This is a genomic window from Rhizobium pantanalense (genome assembly GCF_030182525.1).
Taxonomy (GTDB): domain Bacteria; phylum Pseudomonadota; class Alphaproteobacteria; order Rhizobiales; family Rhizobiaceae; genus Rhizobium.
In genome coordinates this window covers 166,745-185,823 of record NZ_JAQJCH010000011.1, presented here as the reverse complement: position 1 = coordinate 185,823, position 19,079 = coordinate 166,745, and the positions used below count along the sequence as shown (strand labels likewise).

Sequence of the window (19,079 nt, the reverse complement as noted above, 5' to 3'; positions counted from 1 at the left end):
CGGCCTCGATCAGCCCGGCGGCGTCAGCAAGCCGCTGATCCCCGTGCTTCACCGCCAGCCAGTCGAGCATCATCGCTCCCGACAGGAACATTGCGCCCGGATTGGCGACGCCCTTGCCCGCGATATCGGGAGCGGTCCCGTGTGCCGGCTGGAAGAGGCCGTGCGTATCGCCGATGTCCGCCGAAGGGGCCATACCCATGCCGCCGATCAGACCGGCCGCAAGGTCGGAAAGGATGTCGCCAAACATGTTCTCGGTCACCAGCACGTCAAGCGTCCAAGGCTTCTTCACCATGTTGAGCGCCAGCGCGTCGACATAGGCATAGTCCTTCTGCAACTCGGGGTGCTTGGCGGCGATCTCATCGAAAACCTTCCGGAAGAAAGCCATCGAACTGAAGACATTCGCCTTGTCGACGCAGGTCACCGTGCCGGCCTTGCCGCGACGTTTGCGCTGGGCGGCCAGCTGGAAAGCGAATTCGGTAACGCGCTCGGTGCCGGCCCGCGTGATCTGCATCGTGTCGTAGGCCTCTTGGTCGTTTAGCACTTCGCCACGGCCACGCGCATAAAACAGTCCTTCTGTCTGCTCGCGGACCAACACGAAGTCGATTCCTTCGGCGCGAGGATCGGACAGCACTTTCGGAAGGCCGGGAAACCACCGGATCGGACGGACACCTGCAAACAGGCCGAACTCCATGCGCAGGTCGAGCTGCGGAATGATTTCCGTCCCGTCCGGGAAGCGGATGTCGGGCCAGCCCATCGCGCCGAAGAGGATTGCGTCGGATGTCCGGCAGGCCTCGAGCGCGGCGGCGGGCAGGGCCTCGCCGGTCTCCGCGTAGTGCTGGGCACCGGCCTGATGCGTCTCGAACATGAGCGGTGGCGCGCCCGCCTGGCTGACGGCGGCGTCGATCAATTCCAGGCAGGCAGGCATGACTTCCCTGCCGATCCCGTCGCCGGGAAGGACTGCGATCTTGAGAGTGTTGTACAACGATGACATTTGAAACCTGTCCTAGAGGTGGTTGAGGCCGAGGCGCTCGAGAAGGTCGAGCAGTTCCTTGCCTGCCCGCTCGCGGTGCGCCTTGTGAATGTTTCTTGCTTTTTCGCGGTCGCCTTCGCGGATTGCTTGCACGAGTTCTGCATGTTCGCGGGTTGAGTTAACCGGCTTGGGACGCATCTTCAGCGTCACCATCCTGACGCGATGTGCGCGGTCGATGAAATTGAGGACGACCGACTTGAGCATCTGGTTGCCGCCAAGGTCGAGCAGTTGCTCATGAAATCTTGCGTCCGCCTGCGCCCAGCGCTCCAAATTATCTTGTGAAAGCGCATGGTCCATGTCGGCCGTCGCCTTTTCGAGACCCCGGAGTTGATCCTCGGAAAGCTGGCGGCTGGCGGCAAGCTCTGCAGCCGTACTCTCCAGCGACGTCAGGATTTCGTAAATTTCCTTCATGTCAGAAATAGAAATCGGCAGAACCCGCATTCCGTGCCTCGGGATCACCGAGACAAGTCCGTCCTGCTGGAGGCGCATGAGCGCCTCCCTTACGGGCGTCCGGCTCATCCCCAACTGGGACGCGACTTCCTGTTCGGTCGCCTGGTAACCGGGCGCCCACTTGTTATCCAGGATGAGCTGGCGCAACCGAAGGTGCGCTGTCGCGGTCATTGTTTTCGCGAAGGCGTCCTCTTTGATCTCTGAGACCGGTGCTGTCTGTTTCCTGGTCGGCATTTTCTTTCCCTTCAAGCTGGCTGATTTCTCAGGAGCCTACATATTTTCGCCAGCTATGTTCAGGCTGGTATCCGAGAACGCTCTTTGCTTTGTCGATCGACAGCAAGGTTTCGTTGTTTCCGATCTGCTTCTTGAACGGGACCCCCGGATACCACCTCCTGACGAGTTCCTCGTTGGAGGTGGTCATGACCCCATCGTCGTTTGCGATGATGAACACCTCGGCACCTTTGCCGCTCCACTCGAGCGAGCGACGGATCGCCTGTGCCCCGTCGCGGGCGTCGATATAGGTCCAAAGGTTGAAGCGTCTGCTGCCCGGGTTCTGCTCGAAGGCCGGGAAGTCCGCATACTCGCTCTCGTCCATAACGTTGGAGAAGCGTAGGCAAACGATCTTGAGCTCGCTGTCCCAGCGGCAATACTGCTTTGCCATCTCCTCGCCGAGATGCTTCGAGAGGGAATAGGAGGTTTCCGGGCGCGACTGATAATTCTCGTCCGCCGGCAGATAGTCAGGCTTGATCTCGTAAGGAATGCCGAGCAGGGTCTCGCTCGACGCCCACACGATGTTCTTGATGCCGAGCAAGCGGCATGACTCGAAAACATTGAACGTCGAAATGGTGTTGACCCGGAAAACATCCGCAGGAGCAACGCGCCCCGGCATCGGCACAGCGGCCAGATGGACGACGGCTTCAGTGTTGCGATTGTGGTCCCAATCAAAGCCACTGATCGCCTCGATCGTGGCGCGCATATCCTCGAAATCGACCCTGACGAAGGGGCAGAGGTTTTCTGGCGGAGCGATCGTATCCGCGTTGATGACGTCGTGGCCGCTCTCAACCAGATGCTTGATCGTGGCTCTACCCAGTTTGCCGCTGCCGCCTGTGACTAAAACTCTCATATCGTAATACCTCCGTAGAACCTTCCAGGTTAGCGGCTTCGGCCGACCGCCACAGCCAGGATGATGAGCATTCCGCGCGCGATGAGCTGCTGGCTGTAGTCGAGGCCGCCAAGAATAAGGCCGTTGTTGATGACACCGATGAGCAGGGCACCGACGATGGAACCGATCACGGTGCCGCGTCCGCCGAATAGGCTGGTACCGCCGAGAACCACGGCTGCAATGACAGACAGCTCATCGCCTTCGCCAAGCTGAAAGCGTCCAGACTGCAGGCGTCCAGCATAGAGCATGCCAGCGATCGCAGCGGCCATCCCCGTCAGTAGCAGCACCTGGAACTTGATTTTCCGGACATCGACGCCGCTGTAGCGAGCTGCGACCGAGTTTCCGCCTGCCGACATGACCTTGCGGCCGAACGGTGTCTTTCGGAGCGCGATATGGGCGATCGTGCCCAGAACGGCGACCCAGACAACGAGGACAGGAACAGGGCCGATGTTACCGGAACCAAAGACGAAAATGAACGTATCGTTGATAATTGGAACAGGCGAAGTGCCGCTTACCCACATTCCGACCCCTCGCGCGATCCCCATCATGCCGAGTGTCACCAAGAACGACGGGATGTTGAGATAGGCAGTCAGGCCGCCGTTTACGGCGCCTACCAGCAGCCCGAGGGTCAAGCCCGCGAGAATGCCGGGGAATAGACCGTACTTGCTCAGCACCAGGCCAGCGACCACCGACGACAGTCCGGCTATGGCTCCGACCGAGAGGTCGATCTCGCCCGCCGAGAGTACGAACGACATTGCCATGGAAACGATGGCGACGATCGCAGTCTGCCGCAGGATGTTGAGCAGGTTGTTTGAAGATAGGAATCCGCGATCCTGCAGCAGGATCGCGAAGACGATGAAGATGACGACGAAGCCGATGTAGACGACGTAGTCGCGCCAGTTGCTGTGCCACGGCCGCATGTGGGTTGCATCCGTCTCTGTGTTCAATGTCTTGGCTTCAGTGGACATTTTGGGTTGCCTTCTGAATCGCGACCTGCAGACCGAGTTCGGTGCGGATCAGCGGAGATTGAGTTTCGTCGCCGGCAATCGTGGCCCAGCTTTCGATTTCGTCGCGCTCGATTTCGCGCGCGAGACGTCCGTTGTTCATGACCAGGATGCGGTCGCTTGTTGCCAGAAGCTCGGCTGGTTCCGACGAGATGACGATGACGGACTTTCCGGAGGAGGCGACGCTCCGAATGAGTTCAACGATCTCGGCCTTTGAACCGATGTCTACGCCTGCTGTTGGTTCGTCGAGAATGACAACCGAAGGATCAATCGCTAGCCATTTGGCAATAACGATCTTCTGCTGGTTGCCGCCGGAAAGGCTCCTGACCTTGTTGTCAGCGGACGGCGTCTTGATCCTCAGTTGCTTGATGAGATCGGAGGTCAGTGTTCCCTCGCGTCGACGGTCGATGAAGGGACCGCGGACGAGCTGACCGATCTGCGGCAGTCCAAGATTGTCGCCGACGCTGTGCTCGACAACCAGACCTTCCTCGTGGCGGCTCTCCGGAACAAGCACAATGCCAGCCTTGATCGCATCCGAAGGTGACTTGAACTCAACGGCAGTGTCGCCGAGTTCTACGGTTCCCGCAGTTTTCTTATCGACGCCGAAAAGAAGGCGGGCAAGCTCGCTCCGGCCAGCGCCCATGAGGCCTGCTATTCCCACAATCTCGCCCCTGTGAACGTCGAAGCTGACATCGCTGGGTTTTCCCGAAGGGCCCGAAAGGCCACGTACGCTCAGCGCGGGTTTGCCGCTGCGATCAATGGCGCGCGCCTGGTATTGGAAACCGGTGACACGCTTGCCGACCATGTGCTGCACGATCGAGTCGAGCGTGAATTCGGATGTCTTCCCGGAGGTCACGTTCTGACCGTCACGCAGAATTGTAATCTCGTCGGCGATCGTCATGATCTCGGTCATGCGATGGGAAACGTAGATCACGGCTGTTCCCGCCGCAGTGAGCTTCTTCAACATGCCGAACAGAGTGTCGGCTTCCTGTGCGCTCAGCGACGAGGTTGGTTCGTCAAGGATAAGGATCCTGGCGTCCTGGTGGATGGCCTTGGCGATCTCGGTCAGCTGGGCCTGGCCGGGGCTGAGTTCAAAAACAGGCGTCCTCGGATCAACCCTGAGGTTGAGTTGGCCGATGATCTCGGCTGCCTGTGCGATTTCCCTGCGTTCGTCGACCAAGATCGACAGGCGGCGGGGCTCCCGGTTGAGGAAAATGTTCTGGGCGACCGTGAGGGTGGGGATCAGGCTGAGGTCCTGGAAGATCATCTCAATGCCGAGCCTGCGGGAATTCTCCGGAGAGCTTGACGACATGTGTTCGCCAAAAACCTCGATGGATCCCTCCGTGGGTGTGACCACGCCCTGCAGGATCTTCAACAGCGTAGACTTGCCGGCGCCATTTTCGCCGACCAGCGCATGGATTGTCCCGGGTTGGATCGTCAGGCTGACACCGCGCAATGCGTGCACGCCGCCAAACGATTTCCTCACGTCGCGCATCCTGACGGCGGCGAGGGTTTCGGTGACTGCTTGAGTGTTCATGGTCGTTGTCCGCCGCTGGGGACGGGGAGCGGCCGGAGCCGCTCCCGCGCACCGTTAGTTCATTGCGTCGGTGAGAATCTTCGGTGCCTGGTCGCCGTTCGACTGCGGCCACGCCTCGATCAGGTTATCGCGGGTCACCGCAAGGGCCGGGAGCACGACGTAGGGAGGTGCGTCCTTTCCGAGTAGGGCGTATCCGGCAAGGATGCCCTCGGCATAACCGGCGCCGTACGGACGCTGGGATCCGGTTCCCTTGACGTAACCCTTCTTAGCCATGTCGATCGAGATGTTGACGCCAAGGTCGCAAGTGGTGATGACGAGGCTCTTGGACGCGCCCGCTGCGCGCGCCGCTGACAGGACGCCTTCTGTTGGAACGTCCCACACGGCCCAGATGCCATTGAGGTTGGGGTGGGCCGTCAGCATTGCGGAGGCGACGCGCTCGGATTCGCTTGAGAAATCAGGGCCTCCGACCCCGGTCTCCTGGACGATCTTGATATCCGGATAATCCTTGATCGCTTCCTTGAAGCCGACCACGCGTTCTTTGGTGGCAAAAAGGTCGGACGCATGCGGGATGAGACCGATTTCGCCCTTGCCGTCGAGCGCCTTGGCCATGAGCAGTGCGGCGACCTTTCCCATCCCGCGGTTGTCGGAAGAGACGAGGCTCACATAGTCTTTGCCAGCCTTCATCCCGGCGCCGGTCTGGTCAAGGAAGATGATCTTAATGCCAGCGGCAGCAGCTTTCTTGTATGCTGCGGCCGTGGCTGACTGCTCGGCGGGAACGGTGATCATGACGTCAGGTTTGAGCGCCATGACGCTTTCGATGTCTGAAACTTGCTGCTCCGCGCGATATCCAGCATCAGTCGTCGCAACGATTTCGACGCCGAGCTCTTCCAGGGCCTTCTTTTGCCCGGCCATCTGGGCCTTGGCCCAGTCAGACGCCGTGTAGTGCATCACAATGGCCGCTTTGGCATGCTTCGCCTTGATCTTTTCGATCTCTTCGGCGGATAGCTTCAGGTCGCTCGCGAGGGTCGCTTTTTCGCCGTTGGGCCCGCTTGCCGGGTGACTTTCAATATCCTTGATCTGTTTATCGACATCGATCGCGAAGGCGCTCGGCGCATAGGCAGCGCTGCCGCCGAGGGCAGTGGCAAGGGCGATCATCTGTAGGGACTTGCGCATCGTCATAGGCATTTCGGTTCCTCCCTTTAAGGCCTATTGAGTTCCTCGAATTCAATAACGTATACGTTAATGCATTTATAAAAGCTGTCAACTGAAGAATGTCGGGAAGCATCGGCGAGCCGAATTGAGCATCCCGCATTTGGGATGGTTTCAACCACCGTGAGTGCCCAACGCGGTAGTCATCACGGTGGTCGTCTTGTCCGTTTGCCACCAAACGGATCGAGGCAGACCGCCCCCATGAAATCGACCCGGAACGATCCTTACGGCTCCCGATCGACGCGGTAGTCAAATAAAAGCTATTGCGCAAATAGAGAGGTATAAGGTATGAGGTATGATGTCGATGGGCAGACTTTTTGCAGCGGAATGTGATATTGTTATGTTTGTCGTATATAATGCGTTATTTTGTGTTTCGATATTGTGATATCCAGAAAAGTGCGCCACATTAGTCGCGGTTTATGAGGGAGGAAGAATTGACAGCAGCAGTTTCGATCCGCGATCTCGCGAACGCTATCCGTGTCCTGTCGATCGACGCGGTTGAGGCCGCAAAGTCCGGGCACCCCGGAATGCCCATGGGCATGGCTGATGCGGCGGCGGTGCTGTTCGGCCGGCACCTCAAGTTCGATTCAAGCGAACCTGGCTGGCCGGACCGCGATCGTTTCGTCCTGTCGAACGGCCATGGCTCGATGCTGCTCTACAGCCTTCTGCACCTCACCGGGTACGAAGACATGACGATTGAGCAGGTTCGCAACTTCCGCCAATGGGGCTCCAAAACGCCAGGTCATCCCGAATACGGGCACACCGCTGGCGTCGAGACGACCACCGGGCCGCTCGGACAGGGGATCGCGTCGGCTGTCGGAATGGCTATCGCGGAGCGGCGCCTATCAACCGAATTTGGCGCAGCGCTTGTCGATCACCGGACCTACGTTTTCTGTGGAGATGGGTGTCTCATGGAAGGTGTTGGTCAGGAAGCTGCTTCGCTGGCCGGCCACCTGCAGCTCGGCAAGTTGATCGTCCTTTACGACGACAACTCCATCACCATCGACGGCTCGACCGCAATCGCGTTTTCGGAAGATGTGCTCGCGAGGTTCGACGCCTACGGATGGCACACGCAGCGCGTTGACGGTCATGATCCGGATGCGATCGACGCGGCGATCTCGCAGGCGAAGGCGGAAGGATCCAGACCATCCCTCATAGCCCTGAAAACCATCATTGGATACGGCTCTCCGTCAAGGGCAGGAACAAGCTCCGTACATGGTGCACCGCTCGGCGCCAGCGAAGCCGCCGCGACGAAGGCAGTCTATGGCTGGACGGCGGACACTTTCGAGATTCCTGCTCCAATCCTCAAAACTTGGCGCGAAGTCGGCGCGAAGGGCGCCAAGGCGCGCAAGGACTGGCAAGCGCGGCTTGAAGCAGCGGGCGCAGATGTCAGAAGTGAGTTTGAACGCCGCACCGCCGGCTCATTGCCAGCGCGATATGAGGAAGCGGTCAACGCCGCCAAGGCAAAGCTGCTCGACAAGCCGCAATCAGTGGCAACGCGTAAGGCAAGCCAGATCGCACTGGAAGCGCTGACGGAGCTGCTTCCGGAAATGATCGGCGGGTCCGCTGACCTCACCCACTCAAACTTGACCCGGGTTCCGGCCGTCGACAGCGATTTCACCGCCGCTGCAAGCGGGCGGTATGTCAGCTATGGCGTTAGAGAGTTTGCCATGGCCGCCGCGATGAACGGTATGGCGGCTCACGGCGGCGTCATACCCTATGGTGGCACGTTCCTCGTCTTCTCGGATTATTGCCGCAATGCCATTCGTGTGGCGGCTCTGATGGGCGTCCGCTCTATCTTCGTGATGACGCATGACTCGATCGGTCTTGGCGAAGACGGTCCGACGCACCAGCCGGTCGAGCATCTTGCCAGCCTCAGGGCAATGCCGAACTTGCATGTATTCCGGCCGGCCGACACCATCGAGACGCTGGAATGCTGGGATCTTGCAATAACCAGCAAGAACACGCCGTCGGTTTTGGCGCTCTCGCGGCAGAATGTCCCGCAACTGCGCGCCCAGCGTGACGGCATCAATCGCTGCGCACGGGGAGCCTATGTGCTGCGGGAAGCGAGCAGCGAACGTGCCGTCACAATCATCGCCACTGGAACGGAAGTCGCGCTTGCGATCCAGGCTGCCGACGAGCTTGAGGCGAGAAACGTTCCCGCCGCTGTCGTCTCGATGCCGAGCTGGGATCTCTTCGAACAGCAGCCCAAGGATTACCGCAGCTCGGTCCTCGGCAACGCGCCGCGCATTGCCGTGGAAGCGCTCTCGAAGTTCGGCTGGACTAGGTATGTCGACAGCGAAGACGACGTGATTGGGATGTCCGGCTTCGGAGCGTCTGCGCCGGCCGAGACGCTGTACGAGCAATTTGGGATCACGCGTGACGCAATCGTCACGCGCGCCCTAGCAAGGATAAGGGGCAAGCAATGAGCGCGCCGGCGACACCCGGAAATGACGAAGCGGGCGTCCAGTATGGTTCTGTCGATGAGTACCTCTCGACCTGGGCTGCTGAGGATTTGTCCCGTCAGGGGGTGGCGGCTCTAATCAACGGTGTGTTGGATGCCGCCTGTCTTTTATCCGCACGCATCGCAGCCGGTTCCCTGGAGGGCGATCTGGCCCACCTTGTCGGATCAAATACCGACGGTGATGCGCAAAAGGCAATCGACATCGCGTCGCACGAGTTGTTCGTCGAAATACTCGCACGCGCAGGCGCTGCCAGGGTCCTGTCCGAGGAGGCCGACGCGCCAGTTATGCTCAATGGCCAGCATTTTGCGGTCGCAATCGATCCGATCGACGGTTCAGGCAATGTCGGGCTGGGCACGCCCGTCGGCACGATCTTCTCGATCATGCCTTTCTGCGAAGCTGAAGATCCCTTTTTAACCCCTGGAAAGCGCCAGGCCGCGGCCGGTTATGTCTCATTCGGCAACACGGTCGATTTGGGCTTTTCGGTCGGTGAGGGTGTGCTGCTGGCGACGATGCATCCCCAAACCGGCGAGTTCCTGATCGTCAAAAGGCAGGTTCAGATACCTCGCGACACGTCCGAGCTTGCATATAACGCTTCCAACCACCGTCACCTTCACCCTGCCATGAGCCTGTATCTTCAGGATTGTCTGACCGGCAAGGAGGGAACGCGCGGCCGCGATTTCAACATGCGTTGGCTCGGATCGGCAGTCGGAGAGCTCCACCGGATCCTGATCAGGGGCGGTGTGTTCTTCTACGCCGGCGACAAGCGACCCGGCTTTGAAAATGGGCGCCTTCGCCTGGTGTATGAAGCGAATCCGATCGCGTTCCTGATGGAGCAGGCCGGGGGGCGGGCCACCGACGGCACGACCGCCATCCTGGACAAGATCCCGACCTCTCACCATTGCCGCACGCCGCTGGTTTTCGGTTCGGCGACGGAGGTCGACGTGATCGCAAGCTATCTCAATTCCAATCCAACCAGCGAGTAACACGTCATGGCCAGGATTACTCTCCGCCAGCTGCTGGATGATGCCGCCGAACACGGCTACGGCGTCCCGGCGTTCAACATTAACAACATGGAACAGGCGCTTGCCATCATGGAAGCGGCCGACGGAACGGATTCGCCTGTGATTCTCCAGGCGAGCCGTGGGGCCCGAGCCTATGTCAACGACATCATGCTCAAGCACATGATGGAGGCTGTGACGGAAATCTATCCGCATATCCCCGTTTGCGTCCATCTTGACCACGGAAACGAACCGAGCACCTGCGTCACCGCGATCCAGCATGGTTTTACGTCCGTCATGATGGACGGATCGATCCTTGCTGACGGGAAAACCGCGGCGGATTGGGACTACAACGTCAAGGTCACGAGAAGCGTCAGCGACACGGCCCATTGGGCAGGGGTTTCGGTGGAAGGGGAGCTTGGCGTTCTGGGCTCGCTTGAGACCGGTACGGGCGAGGCGGAAGACGGTCACGGCGTCGAAGGCAAGCTCGATCCGCATCAGCTTTTGACCGATCCGGAGGAGGCGGCGAAATTTGTCGCGGAGACCAAGGTGGATGCGCTTGCCGTCGCAATGGGCACCAGCCATGGCGCCTACAAGTTCTCACGCCGGCCGGACGGTGACGTGCTGGCAATGGATGTTATCGAGGCGATCCACCGGAAACTTCCGAATACCCATCTCGTCATGCACGGTTCGTCAAGCGTGCCGGAGGAGTTGCAAGAAATTTTCAATCGCTTCGGCGGGCGGATGAAGCCCACCTGGGGCGTGCCGCTCGAGGAAATCCTGCGCGGAATTCGGCATGGTGTGCGAAAGGTCAACATCGACACTGATTGCCGCATGGCAATGACCGGGCAGGTGCGCCGAGTGCTGTCCGAAGATCCGACAGAATTCGACCCTCGCAAATATTTGAAGCCTGCAATGACGGCGCTTTCAAAGCTGTGCCGCGAGAGATTCGAAGCTTTCGGAACGGCAGGACGCGCAAGCTCCATTCATGTTGTGCCGCTCGCGGAAATGGCGAAGCGGTATCGAGCCGGCTCGCTCTAGGTCGGCCAACATCCATTTGAACGCAAACGTGGTGAAGCGGCGATGACCGAGAAGAAAACCCTCTGGATTGGCACCAGCTGGAAGATGAACAAGACGCTTGCCGATGCCGCGCAGTTTGCGCACGGTCTCAGGGCCGCAGACATCACGTCCCATCCGCGCATCCAGCGCTTTGTCATCCCTCCTTTCACTGTTGTCCGGGAAGTGAAGACCACGTTGGCGGGCACGTCGGTGAAGGTCGGCGCGCAGAACATGCATTGGGACGAGGAGGGCGCCTGGACGGGCGAGATTTCACCCTTGATGCTCAAGGACTGCAACCTCGACATCGTCGAGCTTGGTCACTCCGAGAGGCGTGAACATTTCGGTGAGACGGACGTGACGGTAGGACTGAAAGTCGGGGCGGCGGTTCGCCACGGCTTGATCCCGCTCATCTGCATAGGGGAGACACTTTCCGAACGCGAGGCCGGGCGAGCCCGCGACGTCCTCGAGCGCCAGGTTCGCGGCGCGTTGGGAAGCCTTTCTACCGACCAGAAGCACAAACCGATACTGCTTGCCTACGAGCCTGTTTGGGCCATTGGCGTCGATGGGATCCCCGCGACAGCGGACTACGCCGACGCCCGCCAGGCCGAAATCATCGCGTTCGCGGAAGCCGTGCTCGGCCGGCGCATTCCCTGCCTCTACGGCGGTTCGGTCAACGCGGACAACTGCGAAGAGCTCATATCCTGCCCCCATGTCGATGGGCTGTTCATCGGCCGCTCGGCCTGGAAGATCGAGGGCTACCTCGACATCCTCGAAAAGTGCGCGGCCAAAATCTGAGGAGTGATGAAGATGAAAATTGCAGTAGCAGGCGACAGCGCGGGCGAAGGCCTCGCCAAGGTCCTCGCCGATTATCTCAAGGACCGTTTCGAGGTGTTCGAGGTCTCCCGGACGGACGCCGGTCTCGACGATTTCTATGCGAACCTCTCCGACAGGGTCGCCAACGGCGTGCTCGACGGCACCTATGACAAGGCCATCCTGGTGTGCGGCACCGGGATCGGCGTCTGCATTTCGGCAAACAAGGTGCCGGGTATTAGGGCAGCCCTCACACACGATACTTATTCCGCCGAGCGGGCGGCGTTGTCGAACAACGCCCAGATCATTACCATGGGCGCCCGCGTCATTGGATCGGAACTTGCGAAGACGATCGTCGACTCCTTCCTCGCCCAGAGGTTCGACGAGAACGGTCGCTCGGCCAGCAATGTTGCCGCCATCGACGAGGTCGATACGAAATACCACACCCGCTAGTTGGAAGGCTGGGCAAGCATTGCTCGCGGTCGACGCGCCAGGCGCAATCAGCCTGGCGCATTATCGTTTTCTGGCAATTTTCAGAACCCGGCGAATAGGCCGGGCGGCATACGGTATCCGGGCTTCGCGTCCGCCTTCAGATGCCGCCGGTGATGATCGCAGTGCGACCTGCGGGAAATGCAAGATGCGCCACGCCTTGACGTGATGCCCTGGCTGTCATTTCAGCAGGGATGTGCGGAAGTGTTCCATGTTTTCCTCGACGCTTTCGCGGCTGAGGTCACCGGTCTTTCTGTCCCGGATCATCTGAAACATGTGTTCGTGGAGATCGACTGCGCGCCATTTGCCACTGACCTCTAGCGATTTTTGCACCCAAGGCGCGACCATCGTCAGCACGAAGTCGGCGATCACGACGATCAACGGGTTTCCGGCAGCTTTGTATATTGCTCGGTGGAAATCGAGATCGGCCTTGAGGAGATCTTCGATCGCGGAGTTCGCATCCTCCGACAGCCTTTTTAGTCGGTCGATGCACTCTCTCATCGTGGCGAGGTCTTCGTCCGTACGCCGCAGCGACGCGAGTTCTGAACAGTTGCGGTCGAAAATGTATCGCAGTTCCATCAGCATCTCAGGCGTCGAGCTCTGAAGATAGAGCTGAAACATCGCGAGCGGCATCGCCGGAAGGCCTTCGTCCTTACGGATGTAATTTCCAAAGCCATGACGCGTCTCGACAAGACCCGAGACCGCGAGCGTTTTGATCGCCTCTCTGATTGGAGTGCGACTGATCCCGAGAAGCTGGGCCAGCTCTTTTTCATTGGGAAGTTTGTCACCAGGCCCGAGGTTGCCTTTGGCAATTTCGCCCGTAATGTAGTCGAGCGCTATGTCCAGCCGGCTTGGGATTTTCTTTGGGTCAACAGACAGCATTCCTGGTCACGCTCCAATCAGAAATCGAAAAGGTACGAGGTCATACCGCGTTTTACCGCTTGCGACAAATGCCGAACGTCGAACTGGCCACTTCTCCAGGTTATTCGCTGATTTGTCCCAGCCGCTTCGAGGCTTTTGGATCGAATGGGAACATGAGGCCAGCGGCCAGGAAGCCGCCGTCGACGTTCAGGGTGTGCCCCGTAATATAGGCAGCATCGTCGCTCGCCAGGAACACCGCGGCATCAGCGATTTCCGATGGTTCGCCATAACGGCGTTGCGGAACTAGCCGATGATAGGCGTCACGCGTTTCGACCGTGTGCATGACTTTCGAGACCTCGGTCAATATCGGGCCCGGTGCGATGTTATTCACGTTGATTCCCGATTCCGCGAGTTCGACCGCCATAACCTTCGTGAGGAGTTCGACGCCGGCCTTTGAGGCTCCATAGGCCGAACGTCCGACACCGCCCTTCTGACCGGACAGCGAAGCGATATTGATGATCCGCCCATAGCCTTTGGCGGCCATGATCCGAGCAAAGGCTTGCGCCACGAGGAATGTTCCGGTCAGATTGATCCGGACGACGCGTTCGAATTCCTCCCTTGAGCTTTCGAGAAACAGAGTGGTTGCGCCCACGCCCGCGTTGTTCACGAGTATGTCGACCGTGCCGAACCGGCCAATCGTTTCCTTAACGATCGTCTCAACGTCTTCGTTGACCGAAATATCGGCGCGGACGGCCAAAGCCCGCTCCCCAAGCCGCTCGGCGGCTTCGTTCGCCACTTCCAGATCGCGGTCGACGATAACGACATTCGCGCCTTCGCGAACATAGGCTTCAGCGATTGCCAGTCCGATGCCCCGGCCAGCGCCCGTCACCACGGCAGTGCGTCCAGAAAGTCTCATCTCGTCGTCCTCCAATTTTCTCGATATGAGGTATAAGGTATAAGGTATGACCTTGACAGAGTTATGAGCTGCTTCTATGAGTATTGTCAAGAGTGAAGCCCGGCTGATGTATGGAGGAAGATATCCTCGGCCGGGATATTGGGAGGATCCGATGACATCAGCTGGCAAGCTCAAGGCCGTGTTTTACGGCGACGACTTCACGGGTTCTTCCGAAAACCTGGCGCAGTTCCATCGCAGTGGTGTGAAGGGAAAACTCTATCTCGCACGCCCTTCAGCACAGACGGCGTCAACAGATGCTCTGTCTTATGATGTGCTTGGCTTCGCCGGTACCGCTAGGGCGTTGTCCGGCGTCGAGCTCGACGAGGAGCTTGACAGCGCGTTTTCGATCATGCGCACCCTCAACAGTCCGCTTATCCAATATAAGATCTGTTCGACGTTCGACTCGTCGCCCACCGTTGGAAGCTATGGTGCTGTTCTGGCGCGCGCTGCGGCTCACTTCGGCAAGAGGGACGTTCCAGTCCTCGCCGCGACCCCGGACTTCGGGCGCTACACCTGTTTCGGAAATCATTTCGCGCGCTTTGCCGACAGGATTGAGCGGCTCGACCGGCACCCGAGCATGTCGCGCCACCCCAGGACGCCGATGCACGAGGCGGATCTGCGCATGCATCTGGCTGGGCAGACAGATAAGGAATTCGTCAACGTCACGCTTCCCGCAATCCGGAACCGCTCGGCAATGGAGGAGCGTGTCTTCAAGGCCTTCCAAGAGGGGGCAGGGGTCATTTTCGATGGGCTCGAAAATGCGGATCTTGCGGCTGTCGCCGATCTGCTCTGGGCGCGGTATCCGACACGTCCGATGTTCGCGCTTGCAGCTCAAGGCTTGGCGCAACAACTCGGCGCTCTTTGGGCCCGCTTGGGCCTGCTATCGTCGGCGGAGCCCGTCAAGACGGAGATTGCCGGCGTCGAAAATCTACTCGTCTTATCAGGTAGTTGCGCCCTGCAAACCGGGCGCCAGATTGCGGTGGCCGAAGCTTCCGGGTGGAACCTTGTCCACTTGGATGTCTCGACAGTCCGGTCCGATGATGATGCTGAGGCAGTTGCGCGGGAGGCTGCTTTGAAGGCGATCGAGAGCCTTGTGCGCGGTCGATCTACAATCATCTACACGGCTCGCGGGGAAACCGGCCGTCTGGCCGGCAGCGATGTTCCCGCGGAACGCTTGGGCGCCATCTACTGTGACGTTGCGCGTGCCGTGCGCCGCGCGGTTTCCTTGCCGCGGATCGTGTTTTCGGGCGGTGACAGTTCGAGCTATGCGGTGCGGACAATCGGCGCCGAAGCGCTCGAGATCGCCGTTTTTGACGAAGTTCAAAATTGCCATGTCTGCCGCCTGGATGCGCCGGGCGACGCCGAAGTCGATGGCCTCGAAGTCATGCTGAAGGGCGGGCAGATTGGTGCCGATGACTTCTTCCTGCGGGCAAAGGCGGGCACCTCGGGTTATCTGGCGGCGTAAGGAGCAAAAGATGCAAAAGAAAATCATCCTCGAAGCCAGGGTCAACGAGTACGCGCCGCGCACATCCAACCCTAATATCCCATACACCGCCGACGAGATCGTTGAGGCCGCCGTTGCAGCCCGCAAGGCGGGAGCGGCGATTCTCCACTATCATGCCAGGACAGCCGACGGCGGTGCGACAAACACCGTTGAGGCAAACGCCGAAATCATCCGCGAAGTCAGGCAGGCGACCGATCTACTCATCCTTCCCACGATCGGCTTTATCTCGAATGATGCCGACGCCATGAAGCGCATCGACACGGTCGCAACCCTGGCATTGGACCCTGCTACGAAGCCCGATATTGCGCCCATCGATACCGGCTCGGCCAATCTCGAGCTTTGGGATGCCGAGACGCGCAGGTTCGAAAATCCAGAACGTTTGTATCTCAACACGACCGAAAGTCTCGCGCACTACGCGCGTACCTTGGCCGAAAAGGGCGTAAAGCCGAAGCTGGTTTCCTGGTCTGTTGGGTTCACGCGCCGCGCGATCGCTCTGATGGACGCGGGCCTTGTGAGGGGGCCGGCCTACTTTCTCCTCCACCTGACGGGAGGGCGATACATTACCGGGCATCCGCCGACCGAGGCGGGTCTCATGGCGCATCTTGCATTTCTGCCCGACGACCGGCCGATCGAATGGACGGTCAATTGCCTTGGGGGCAATCTTTTGAACATTGCTCCTGCGATCTGCCGTCTGGGCGGCCACATGGCTATTGGAATAGGCGACTATCCCTATCGCGAGTTCGGCACACCCACGAACGCGGAAGTCATATCGCGCGCTGTTGAGATTGCCCAAAAGGTCGGACGTGAGCCGGCTACACCTCAGGAGGCACGCGCGATCCTCGAACTGGACGCCGCGTAGAACCAATACGGCATGCGATCCGCACACACGCGGCATAGATTTCGATTTTACGAGGTATGACGTCATATCATGGTCAACGCAACTGAGAAGATAACAGTTCAGAGAACCGCGCAGTCGTCTTCGGCACGCGTGGTTCTGCGGGCCGAGGGCGTGGAAAAGTCGTTCAACGGCGTCCCAGCGCTCGTTGATGGCCGACTAACTCTAAAGGCCGGGACCGTCCATGCCTTGTGCGGCGGTAATGGCGCCGGCAAGTCGACATTCCTCAACATCACGATGGGACTGCTCCGCCGCGATGGAGGGATAGTGGAGATCGATGGCGAGCAGGTCGACTTCAAAAGCGCCGCTGACGCCTTGCGTCACGGCATCGCGATCATCACGCAGGAGCTTTCCCCCGTCCCCGAGATGACCGTCGCCGAGAACCTTTACCTTGGCCGCGAGCCGAAGCGACTTGGCGTGCTCGTCGATTTTAGCCAGATGCGCAGGGACGCCCAGGCATTCCTCGATGAACTCGGCTTTGAAGTCGACGCTGCCAAGAAGATGGGGGAGCTGAGCCTCGCCCAGATTCAGCTCGTCGAAATTGCGAAGGCTCTCAGCTATCGGGCACATATCGTCATCATGGACGAGCCGACATCTGCTATCGGCGAACACGAAGTCCATGTCTTGTTCAACGCGCTCCGCAAGATCACCGCGCGCGGTTCCGCAATTATCTACGTGTCTCACAAACTCACCGAAATCTTCGAGATCGCGGATGAGTACACAGTCTTCCGCGACGGCCGTTTCATCGAGACTGGAAACATCAAAGACATCGACCGCCGTCATCTTGTGACACAGATCGTCGGCCGTGAAGTCAAGCTGGTCGAGAAGGGCAAGCCTCTCGAAGACGCGCCAATCCTGCTTTCGGTCTCGAACTTGGCGCGCGGGCCTCATTTCCGAGACATCTCGCTAGACGTGGCGTCCGGCGAAGTGGTCGGAATCTACGGGCTGCTTGGGTCCGGACGAACCGAGTTCCTCGAGACAATATTCGGGCTGCACTCACCAACGGGAGGCGAAGTTGTCTTCAACGGCGGTAAGGTCAAGCCAGGCAGTCCTAAGGACGCAATTCAACGTGGAATGGCGATGGTGACCGAGGATCGCAAGGACAGTGGTCTCGTGCTCTCGGCATCGATCGCCCACAACATCACGCTTTCATCGCTGGCCTTGATGGCCATCAGCGGTTTCATCCGCGGGGACAAAGAGCGCAGCGCAGTTCAAGACATGATCGTCTCACAGAGGATCAAGTCGGCGTCGCCAGATGTTGCCGTCGAAACTCTGTCAGGGGGCAACCAACAAAAAGTCGTGCTGGCCCGGTGCCTTCTGACAAATCCAAAGCTTCTCATTTGCGACGAACCGACGCGTGGCATCGACGAAGGTTCCAAGCAGGAGATCTACGCGTTCCTGCGAGACTTCGCGGCAAAGGGCAACGGCGTCCTCGTGGTCTCCTCGGAGGCACCGGAGATCATGCAGCTCAGCGACAGGATCGCGATTTTCAAACAGGGGCAGCTCCTCAGCATCATCGACGGTGCCGAAGCAACGCAACAGACGCTTATGGACATGGCGAGCTGATGAGCGGTCATAGCCCCATTCACGGGAGGACTTGAGTAATGAATACCATCGCTGCGGCGAAGCCCGGAAACTTCCGCGCCGGGGAAATGATCAGGCAGTTCAGCATCGTTCTCGTGTTTTTCCTGATCGTCGCGTTCTTCGCGTTCGCGAACCAGTACTTCATGACATGGTTGAATTGGCTGAATCTCGTTCGCCAGTCGTCGATCAACGGCATTCTGGCGATCGGAGTGACCTTCGTCATCCTTACTAAGGGCATCGACCTATCGGTCGGCTCCGTAATGGCGCTCGCGGGCATGATCGCCGCCAGCCTCGTAACGGAGACCAACGAGCAGTTCGTGCTTTTCGGTATCTTTGCGGGTCTCGCGGCGGGAGCCGGCCTCGGCTTGGTGAACGGCGTGCTTGTTGCCGCGGTCAAGGTCCCGCCGTTCGTAGTGACGCTTGGCATGTTGAGCGTGGCCCGCGGTCTCACCTTGATCTTTTCGGAAGGACGCCCCATCCCGAATCTGTCGGATCCCTTCAAGTGGATCGGCTCCGGGCAGATCATGTATATCCCGGTACCGATCGTCATCCTGTTCGTCGTGTTCCTGATTGGATGGACCGTTTTAAACTATACGACTTTCGGCCGTTATGTGTACGCAGTTGGCGGCAACGAGAAGGCGGCTCGCACGAGCGGCATTTCCACCAAGGTGATCGTCGGTGCGACCTATGTGATCTCGGGCCTCCTGGCTGGTCTTGCGGGGCTTGTCCTGACGGCTCGCACCACCGCTGCGCTGCCGCAAGCGGGCATCGGTTATGAGCTTGACGCGATCGCCGCCGTCGTGATCGGCGGGACGAGCCTTGCGGGCGGCCGCGGATCGCTGCTCGGCACACTGATCGGCGCGCTCATCATCGGCACGATCAACAACGGCATGGACCTCATGGGCGTGTCTTCATACTACCAGCAAGTCCTCAAGGGCACGATCATCGTGGTCGCGGTCATCGCCGACCAAATCCGCAAATAAGACCAATCCCGAAATTGCCGCCGGGGAAGGCCGGCGACAATGTCCGGCCCAGCGTGTCGCGTCCGGACGTATCTTAAACCAGAG

17 protein-coding genes are annotated in these 19,079 nt (G+C 59.4%); 9 read left to right on the top strand and 8 right to left on the bottom strand.

The genetic code is table 11. From position 1 onward, the window contains the following. The 6 genes from PH558_RS26480 to PH558_RS26455 all read right to left on the bottom strand — a co-directional run. A partial coding sequence (locus PH558_RS26480; RefSeq protein WP_285207405.1) for an isocitrate/isopropylmalate dehydrogenase family protein occupies positions 1-991 on the bottom strand: 991 nt, incomplete at its 3' end. Between the two features lie 12 nt (positions 992-1,003). Continuing rightward, the gene (locus tag PH558_RS26475; RefSeq protein ID WP_004129802.1) at positions 1,004-1,714 is read right to left on the bottom strand and encodes a GntR family transcriptional regulator; all 711 of its coding nucleotides are present in this window, start codon (positions 1,712-1,714) and stop codon (positions 1,004-1,006) included. 28 nt (positions 1,715-1,742) lie between these two features. Continuing rightward, the gene (locus PH558_RS26470; RefSeq protein WP_004129798.1) at positions 1,743-2,603 is read right to left on the bottom strand and encodes an NAD-dependent epimerase/dehydratase family protein; all 861 of its coding nucleotides are present in this window, start codon (positions 2,601-2,603) and stop codon (positions 1,743-1,745) included. A gap of 29 nt (positions 2,604-2,632) precedes the next feature. Continuing rightward, on the bottom strand, positions 2,633-3,610 hold the full coding sequence (locus tag PH558_RS26465; protein WP_004129795.1) for an ABC transporter permease: 978 nt from the start codon (positions 3,608-3,610) through the stop codon (positions 2,633-2,635). Further along, positions 3,600-5,183, bottom strand: a complete 1,584-nt coding sequence (locus PH558_RS26460) for a sugar ABC transporter ATP-binding protein (protein WP_179613282.1) — start codon at positions 5,181-5,183, stop codon at positions 3,600-3,602. The genes PH558_RS26465 and PH558_RS26460 overlap by 11 nt, the downstream gene beginning before the upstream one ends. 54 nt (positions 5,184-5,237) lie before the next feature. Continuing rightward, positions 5,238-6,368: a substrate-binding domain-containing protein gene (locus PH558_RS26455; protein WP_004129791.1), complete on the bottom strand. Its 1,131-nt coding sequence runs from the start codon at positions 6,366-6,368 to the stop codon at positions 5,238-5,240. 443 nt (positions 6,369-6,811) lie between these two features. Between PH558_RS26455 and tkt the strand changes: the two genes are divergently transcribed. From tkt to derI, 5 genes are read left to right on the top strand one after another with little or no spacing between them, the layout of a single operon-like run. Further along, positions 6,812-8,821 carry a transketolase gene (gene tkt / locus PH558_RS26450; protein WP_051264138.1) on the top strand — a complete coding sequence of 670 codons (2,010 nt, stop codon included), beginning with the start codon at positions 6,812-6,814 and terminating at the stop codon, positions 8,819-8,821. Next, on the top strand, positions 8,818-9,840 hold the full coding sequence (locus tag PH558_RS26445) for a class 1 fructose-bisphosphatase (protein WP_028753512.1): 1,023 nt from the start codon (positions 8,818-8,820) through the stop codon (positions 9,838-9,840). The genes tkt and PH558_RS26445 overlap by 4 nt, the downstream gene beginning before the upstream one ends. A 6-nt stretch (positions 9,841-9,846) precedes the next feature. After that, on the top strand, positions 9,847-10,896 hold the full coding sequence (gene fba / locus PH558_RS26440; protein WP_004129785.1) for a class II fructose-bisphosphate aldolase: 1,050 nt from the start codon (positions 9,847-9,849) through the stop codon (positions 10,894-10,896). A gap of 42 nt (positions 10,897-10,938) precedes the next feature. Continuing rightward, positions 10,939-11,709, top strand: coding sequence for a triose-phosphate isomerase (locus PH558_RS26435; protein ID WP_037155982.1), 771 nt, complete (start codon positions 10,939-10,941; stop codon positions 11,707-11,709). 12 nt (positions 11,710-11,721) lie between these two features. After that, the gene (gene derI / locus PH558_RS26430; protein WP_013984669.1) at positions 11,722-12,177 is read left to right on the top strand and encodes a D-erythrulose-4-phosphate isomerase; all 456 of its coding nucleotides are present in this window, start codon (positions 11,722-11,724) and stop codon (positions 12,175-12,177) included. A 216-nt stretch (positions 12,178-12,393) separates the two neighbouring features. Here derI and PH558_RS26425 read toward each other — a convergent pair whose 3' ends face one another. Together PH558_RS26425 and PH558_RS26420 are read right to left on the bottom strand one after the other, a co-directional pair. Next, positions 12,394-13,095: a FadR/GntR family transcriptional regulator gene (locus PH558_RS26425; protein ID WP_004129783.1), complete on the bottom strand. Its 702-nt coding sequence runs from the start codon at positions 13,093-13,095 to the stop codon at positions 12,394-12,396. 100 nt (positions 13,096-13,195) lie between these two features. Continuing rightward, the gene (locus tag PH558_RS26420) at positions 13,196-13,990 is read right to left on the bottom strand and encodes an SDR family NAD(P)-dependent oxidoreductase (RefSeq protein ID WP_004129782.1); all 795 of its coding nucleotides are present in this window, start codon (positions 13,988-13,990) and stop codon (positions 13,196-13,198) included. Between the two features lie 151 nt (positions 13,991-14,141). Here PH558_RS26420 and PH558_RS26415 point away from each other — a divergent pair, with 151 nt between their 5' ends. From PH558_RS26415 to PH558_RS26400, 4 genes are all read left to right on the top strand, one after another. Further along, complete coding sequence (locus tag PH558_RS26415) at positions 14,142-15,494, top strand: four-carbon acid sugar kinase family protein (protein ID WP_179613281.1); 1,353 nt, start codon at positions 14,142-14,144, stop codon at positions 15,492-15,494. 10 nt (positions 15,495-15,504) lie between these two features. Further along, the gene (locus PH558_RS26410; protein ID WP_179613280.1) at positions 15,505-16,392 is read left to right on the top strand and encodes a beta-keto acid cleavage family enzyme; all 888 of its coding nucleotides are present in this window, start codon (positions 15,505-15,507) and stop codon (positions 16,390-16,392) included. 69 nt (positions 16,393-16,461) lie between these two features. After that, positions 16,462-17,994 (top strand): sugar ABC transporter ATP-binding protein, encoded by a 1,533-nt coding sequence (locus PH558_RS26405; RefSeq protein ID WP_037135825.1) that lies wholly within the window; start codon positions 16,462-16,464, stop codon positions 17,992-17,994. A gap of 38 nt (positions 17,995-18,032) precedes the next feature. Continuing rightward, a complete protein-coding gene (locus PH558_RS26400; protein WP_004129777.1) occupies positions 18,033-18,995 on the top strand; it encodes an ABC transporter permease in 963 nt (320 codons plus the stop codon). The last annotated feature ends 84 nt before the right edge of the window (positions 18,996-19,079 follow it).

Excerpts from the sequence above, each read along its gene's own strand:
- PH558_RS26475 (WP_004129802.1), bottom strand. The coding sequence starts at position 1,714 with ATGCCGACCAGGAAACAGACAGCACCGGTCTCAGAGATCAAAGAGGAC.
- PH558_RS26470 (WP_004129798.1), bottom strand. The coding sequence starts at position 2,603 with ATGAGAGTTTTAGTCACAGGCGGCAGCGGCAAACTGGGTAGAGCCACG.
- PH558_RS26465 (WP_004129795.1), bottom strand. The coding sequence starts at position 3,610 with ATGTCCACTGAAGCCAAGACATTGAACACAGAGACGGATGCAACCCAC.
- PH558_RS26460 (WP_179613282.1), bottom strand. The coding sequence starts at position 5,183 with ATGAACACTCAAGCAGTCACCGAAACCCTCGCCGCCGTCAGGATGCGC.
- PH558_RS26455 (WP_004129791.1), bottom strand. The coding sequence starts at position 6,368 with ATGCCTATGACGATGCGCAAGTCCCTACAGATGATCGCCCTTGCCACT.
- tkt (WP_051264138.1), top strand. The coding sequence starts at position 6,812 with ATGAGGGAGGAAGAATTGACAGCAGCAGTTTCGATCCGCGATCTCGCG.
- PH558_RS26445 (WP_028753512.1), top strand. The coding sequence starts at position 8,818 with ATGAGCGCGCCGGCGACACCCGGAAATGACGAAGCGGGCGTCCAGTAT.
- fba (WP_004129785.1), top strand. The coding sequence starts at position 9,847 with ATGGCCAGGATTACTCTCCGCCAGCTGCTGGATGATGCCGCCGAACAC.
- PH558_RS26435 (WP_037155982.1), top strand. The coding sequence starts at position 10,939 with ATGACCGAGAAGAAAACCCTCTGGATTGGCACCAGCTGGAAGATGAAC.
- derI (WP_013984669.1), top strand. The coding sequence starts at position 11,722 with ATGAAAATTGCAGTAGCAGGCGACAGCGCGGGCGAAGGCCTCGCCAAG.
- PH558_RS26425 (WP_004129783.1), bottom strand. The coding sequence starts at position 13,095 with ATGCTGTCTGTTGACCCAAAGAAAATCCCAAGCCGGCTGGACATAGCG.
- PH558_RS26420 (WP_004129782.1), bottom strand. The coding sequence starts at position 13,990 with ATGAGACTTTCTGGACGCACTGCCGTGGTGACGGGCGCTGGCCGGGGC.
- PH558_RS26415 (WP_179613281.1), top strand. The coding sequence starts at position 14,142 with ATGACATCAGCTGGCAAGCTCAAGGCCGTGTTTTACGGCGACGACTTC.
- PH558_RS26410 (WP_179613280.1), top strand. The coding sequence starts at position 15,505 with ATGCAAAAGAAAATCATCCTCGAAGCCAGGGTCAACGAGTACGCGCCG.
- PH558_RS26405 (WP_037135825.1), top strand. The coding sequence starts at position 16,462 with ATGGTCAACGCAACTGAGAAGATAACAGTTCAGAGAACCGCGCAGTCG.
- PH558_RS26400 (WP_004129777.1), top strand. The coding sequence starts at position 18,033 with ATGAATACCATCGCTGCGGCGAAGCCCGGAAACTTCCGCGCCGGGGAA.